The organism is Nonomuraea sp. NPDC048892, assembly GCF_040649735.1.
Taxonomy (GTDB): domain Bacteria; phylum Actinomycetota; class Actinomycetes; order Streptosporangiales; family Streptosporangiaceae; genus Nonomuraea; species Nonomuraea maheshkhaliensis.
The window spans coordinates 1-5,801 of record NZ_JBEZFZ010000067.1; the positions used below are offsets into that span (position 1 = coordinate 1).

The following is a 5,801-nucleotide window of genomic DNA, read 5'->3' on the forward strand; positions in this document are numbered from 1 at the left end:
GACCAACATCGCCGCCGCCACCGACCACTACCGCAGCCACCCCGCCGACGGCCTTCAACTACTAGGTCTTACAACATGAGAACGCATCGGCCCTGGCACTAAGGCTTGCCAATTTGCCAGGAGCCGCTGCCGTCCTCGCCGAGCCGCAGCGCTTCACCGTTCACGGGTGAACAGTCGTTTGTGCGTCGCCTTGCACGTGGAGGGTCGGTCATGCGGCGATGGTTCCCCGACCTCGTCTTGGTTATTGCGTGCACCTTCACAATCTACCGCTCGTAAAGGACTGGGGAGCTCGCCAGCAGCGCATCTCGTCTACGTGCGGGCGACCGAAAAGTCCTTAGGAATGCCCTACATGCCGCACAAGGGCCCTTCACCTAATAGATAGGTGTTCAAAAAGCGCCTGAAGATCGTCCTGATCCAGTAAGGTTGCCGCGGTTTCTTCATCCGGGAGGGCTAAGGCATGGAGTGTCGTATCCTCTAGAAGCATGGCCAAGTTACCGACCTTCACAGCCAACCGACTCGCGACGACTGTGTCGATCGTCCCTTCTGATACCAGTACAGTTATTCTGGCTGGGATATCTAGCCCCAGGCGATGAATTCGATCGACGCTCTGCAGGAAATGGCCAGCGTTGAATGACCTATCTAGGTAGATTGCATCCTGGCAAGCTTGATGCAGACTTAGACCTTCACCCAAACTTCCAGGATTAGCAAGCATCACCCAGCAATCCGGATCATGTCGGAATCTATCTATTTCCTCTTGGCGGCTAGGACCCAGGCTATTTGAGCCAAGCGGAACACCGCCGTAAACGAGCGCAGGCTGCATGACAGAAAGAGCCAGCTTTAAGGAGGTGAGATTCCGAACAAATGTCGACCAGATAAGAGTCTTTCGGCCCAGTGCTGCATTCTCTTTGACGATTCTCATGGCCTCCTCGTATTTAGCAGGAGGGCCAAAATCGTCATATCGATCAAAAAGTTCGGCGAGGTTCGATCCAGGCGGCAGGTCCAGCGGCGGCACAAGGAACTCAATTGGATCGTGGGGCTCGACCCCCGCTCGCAGCAGCATCGGATTAGTGGCAGCCATAAGCAGGTAGAAGGTCACACGGCCAAGTCGTGCAAAGTAGCCTCGTGCGTCCACATTTGCAGGTCGGTTCCCATAAATGCCACGAAGCGCTCTATAAATCTCCCCATGCAGTGGACGCATTGGAAGGTATCTCATTTGAACAGGTGCAGGCGGCAGCTCAAGCTCCGCCTTATTCGTGCGGACGTATAAGTCTTTGATCTGAATGGCTACCTCTGAGACGGGTGCAGTCACATCCTGTATGCGAGTAGGGCCGCCCGATAGGTGCGCAAATTGCAACAGCGGAATTAAGTCCGCAACGCTTTGAGGAGCCGGGGTGCCCGTGAGTACGTCTCTGCGTTCTGCGAACTGGGCAAGACTCAAGCAAGCCCGTCCCCAGAAGCCTGACGTTCCACGTTTTGCTCGATGTCCTTCATCCAGTACAAGCATAGTGGGACGCTCCCAGACCCACGCGACGGCTTCAGTTAGACGATTTGCAAGACGAGGGTAATTGATGATGCAAATTTCAGCACGAGGAAAGCGGTCCTCAACTTGGGCAACGTCGCCCCGGCTCACGTGCAGATCGAGGATATCGGATATTTCAGAAAGCCAAGCTTCAAAAGCAGAATTTGGAGCGATTATGAGAAGTCGATCAACTCGTCCCGTGACACGCTCGGCTTCGTAAACAGCAAGCGTGACTCGCGTTTTCCCTGCACCAGGAACAGAGAAATTTAAGCCGTGCGGAAGCGTGAGCAACCTACCGACATCACGGACCTGGAAGGATTTTAATGTGTCCAGTCTTCGGAAGCGCGAGCCGCTTAGCCTATGCACAACGTCATCGTTTCGCTGATCATCTGTGGCCTCCACAACATAAGATTTGAAATGACGCTCAATGACATCTTTAAGCGTTGGATTCCAATGAACGCTCTCAGGATGCGGCCAGCTTGAGAGAATACCGATCTCCTCAAGGAAGACGGTGAGCGGCGTCTCAACCACTTTTGCAGGATGGGGGCCTCCAAGTCCAAAGACCGCCTGGATGCGCGCCCATTCAATATCGATTACCTGTGGGCCACGTACGAGCTCCACAGATAGGTAGTCTGTAGTGAAAGATAGACTCAAGCTTGGCTCAGCGCGCATCGTCATCCCCCATTCCTGGTCGAATCGGTTCGCTCAACTCTTTCTAGCGCTGCCGAGATCCTCGCGAGCGCTTTCTGCGCATCAGCAATCACCTCTCTAAGCGCCTCACGATCGAACTCACTGTCAGCCAGAAGTTCCCTGAGATGTACGCCAGCGTCTTCGATCTTGCCCGCTGCTTCACTAATCTTCTTCGCCGGAGTATCAAGGCGAGTGTCCCGGCGACGCATGGCACGTGCATCGTCCGAAGCGTCTGCTATTGGCCTTCTCAACTCAGTTAATAGCTCATCGCCGGCTATATACTGCGGGTCTAGCTCTTCCAGGACCTCTACTGCAGTCCGAGCCTGTGCAGCTGCCGTAAGTAGTTTAGCGACATCTACCTGCGTCTCACTTTTGCGCGTTGAAAGTGCGACGTTGAGCCCTGGAATCGGGACAGCCCCACCTCGTCCCTCTGACTTCGCCCGCCCACTTGCCCGATTTGGGCCGTCATCGGCCCCACCGTCAACGGTGTCAACTTGCGATCGCAGCTCTATAGGTAGCCGTGGCCACAAGTGATGCTCTAGATGGTTCTCACCGATTTCCCGCAACTGCAACTTGGTAGCGCCGCCCAGCATTGCTAGTAGTCGTGTGTCTCTCAGCAAAGCCCTAGAAACGTTGTCGAGCCGAGATTTCCGGGTCTTCTTATTGAGAACTCGATCTATCTCTTCGAGAGACTGCTGCTTGTCATTGAAGTAAGTGAGAGGGATATTATGAACTTCACCATTAGCATCTTGAACCTGACCTAAGCACTGCAAATCGCGGATCATCGAAAGAACCCTTTGAGCCATTAATATGTCACTCTCAGGGCGCCCTATTTGGGCCACAACGCCCTGGAGTGGCTTCGCTTTGATTAGTTCTTCAACGGCTAGCAAGTAACTAGTGTACGAGTATTCTCGCTCTAGGTTCGGACGAAGTTGGAGCCAAAGCTCCACATCCTCTAGATGTTTCTGATCTGCTGAATCAGGAAGAACTGCTACATCTATAAATCGAACCCCCAGTTCACGGAGCGCAACTGCTCGCGTATTCGCATTGAAAAGTATCCCAGCATGAGAGACAACACCTGGATCGACCTGGCCGTGAGGGAGCGCGAGGTCGGCTTTGAGCCGTTCATAGGCTGGATCAACCTGAGTAGGGTTGAGCGGGTTACTTTTGAGCAGTCGCGCCAATTCTGCCTGAGCCTCTTCAGAAAATGGATCAGATTGCAGCTGGGCGCGTCGTGGATGATCTTCTAAGTATGAGATAATCCGGCGGCTGCGAGGATTTAGGACGACTTCATCCAGGGCTATTCGTATGACCGGAAGCACGAGGGGCTTCTCATTCCACGGCAAGGTCATAGTTCTGCCATCCAGATGGTCGCGTGCGAACTTGACCTCAGCTGCGATCTTGGCGATACGGATATCGCGGTAGGGGTCGTTCACCATAACCTCTCCAAGGCTTGGCCTAGGCTTCCCTGGGCTAGCTTGCCGGACATGGCCGAAGAAGTCTCGACATTCGAACGATTATGTCCGACGGAGGGATCGCTAGCTTCCATTTCAAGACTGTATGGGCATGGATGACTGAAATGTCCACGCCTGGAGGGTTTGTATGGAACCAAACCCATGCACAAACATTAACGCTGCTCGGGGTGGAAGGCCTTCGGTGCGTATAGAGAGCAGGGCGGGCTCGACAGATCACGCCCGCCAACCTCGTGGGGGTACTCAGCCGAGCTGCCCTACGGTCCGGGCAGCGGGGACGGACACGGGATGATCTTCCAGTGGCATGGGGAGCGCGAAGCATCTACGCTGGTCAGAGCACACGAGCTAGCTGTACAACCACCGCTCTCCTACAGCGGGTGCGTTCACCGGCGTCTGGTGAGTCACAGGCCGCGAATAAGCACTCAAGGGCGAAAACGACTCCCTCGATGGCGGCTCGCACCAGGTGGCCGTCAGCCGTGGCTGGGCACAGCTCGTCCAGGTCGATCTCCGAGCCTTCTTCCAGGTACGCGTCGAACGGGGGGTGGCGACCTCCACGACGCGGCTGTCGGAGTGTTCACGCAGCCGGTTCAGGTCGACGATAGACCTCCTACTGGCGTCCATCGGGGAGCCACCGCCGCCTGTCGCGGTCAGTACCAATCTGGCTCTCCACGTGGACTGTGACCGCCACCCGGTGAAATTCTGGCGGTCATCGGAGATCGCAGGAGCAGGAACCCATGACAGGAATCTGGCAGGACACCGCGGACGGGCTGGTCCCGCTGCGCACACAGCCTTTCCTCCGGGAGAAGGATCTTCACGACAGCATCGAGCGGGCACCCGCCATGCTGCCGCTAAGCGGACAGCCGAGGCTGGTCATCCTGGGACGGGAGGTCCCTCTCGGCACCGGGTACGCCGATTTGGTTGCGATGGACGCCGACACCGGTCAGCCTGTGATCATTGAGGTGAAGCTCGCGGCCAACTCGGACCGAAGGTCGGTCTTCACCCAGGTCCTTGGCTACGCGTCATACCTCTTCCGGCTGTCACCCGAGGCGTTCGAGGGACTTGTGCGCCCGTCCCTGGTGAGGCGTGGGAGCTCTTCGATAGCGGAAGCTGTCGGGGCGGAGATCGCCGACGGCTCGGTGGACCTGGATGTTTTCCGCGACAGCATGACTGCGGCTCTTGAGGAGGGCCGGATTCGATGCGTGGTGGTACTCGATGCCGCCTCGCCCGACCTAGTCGATCTTGCCGGATATCTACAAGCGGTTACCAACGATCGGCTCGACATCGACCTCGTGACCGTCTCGGCGTACAAGGTGCAGGACAGCCAGGTGCTGGTGCCCCAGTTGATCGAGCCTGAGCGGACGTCCGTGCCATCGCCCGTCCGGTCGCCGAACTCCGGAAGGGAAGCCAAGCCAACAGCGGGATCAGCCCCGTTCACCGCCACCATCGACAGTGCGGATCCAGCCCATCGCGAATACCTCCGGAGCCTCTGCGAGTGGGCGGACCAAATGGAGAGCGCCGGGCTGGCCACGCTGTACACGACCGTGGGCAAGGGACGTTGGGTGCTGAATCTGCGGCTGCCAGGCCAGGATCGCGGCATGGTCACCATCTGGAATGACCGCGGAGCTTTCCTTAGCCCTCAGCGTTCGGTCATAGCAGCCGAGGCACCCAAGACTCTGGCCCGTCTGGACAAACGGGTCCCGAACCAGATCCGCCAGAACAACTACCTGACCAACCCAGTGGACCAGGAGATCCTCGAACTAATCAAGGAGGCCTACACCGAGGCCGCCGATCGCAGAAGCCGCCCTGCGGAGTGAACCCACGATCAGTTCGAAACCCGCTCGCCGGCCGCCGCTGACCAGGATCTGAAACACGTCCTGGCACCTATGAAGACGTTCCTCAACGCCAGGTGATGAGCCGTGGCGCATCTCAGATACCGTCACCAGCTCGGGAAGACGGGCTTGCTCGGAGTCCCACTGACGTGATCTCAGCGAATTGCTGGTAGGTAGTTGTGCTCGAAATGGGTGAGGACAAGTGCTGCTCGGGCGATGTCGCCGATGGTGCTGGGGCTGAGGGTGATGTGCTGGAGGATTCGCCAGCGGCCTTTGAGCAGGGCGAATCCG

Annotated in this window: 3 protein-coding genes and 1 pseudogene; 1 reads left to right on the top strand and 3 read right to left on the bottom strand. The window is 57.2% G+C overall.

Annotation, left to right across the window (positions count from 1 at the left end; translation table 11 throughout):
- Positions 1–367 precede the first annotated feature (367 nt).
- Both AB0C28_RS56045 and AB0C28_RS56050 read right to left on the bottom strand, forming a co-directional pair.
- Positions 368–2,140, bottom strand: coding sequence for a DEAD/DEAH box helicase (locus tag AB0C28_RS56045; RefSeq protein WP_358085724.1), 1,773 nt, complete (start codon positions 2,138–2,140; stop codon positions 368–370).
- A 53-nt stretch (positions 2,141–2,193) separates the two neighbouring features.
- Positions 2,194–3,648 carry a hypothetical protein gene (locus AB0C28_RS56050; protein WP_358085727.1) on the bottom strand — a complete coding sequence of 485 codons (1,455 nt, stop codon included), beginning with the start codon at positions 3,646–3,648 and terminating at the stop codon, positions 2,194–2,196.
- A 767-nt stretch (positions 3,649–4,415) separates the two neighbouring features.
- Between AB0C28_RS56050 and AB0C28_RS56055 the strand changes: the two genes are divergently transcribed.
- Positions 4,416–5,495: a hypothetical protein gene (locus tag AB0C28_RS56055; RefSeq protein ID WP_358085730.1), complete on the top strand. Its 1,080-nt coding sequence runs from the start codon at positions 4,416–4,418 to the stop codon at positions 5,493–5,495.
- A gap of 170 nt (positions 5,496–5,665) precedes the next feature.
- On the opposite strand, the pseudogene AB0C28_RS56060 reads toward AB0C28_RS56055, so the two are convergent.
- Positions 5,666–5,801: pseudogene (locus AB0C28_RS56060) on the bottom strand (IS5/IS1182 family transposase); the annotation flags it as partial.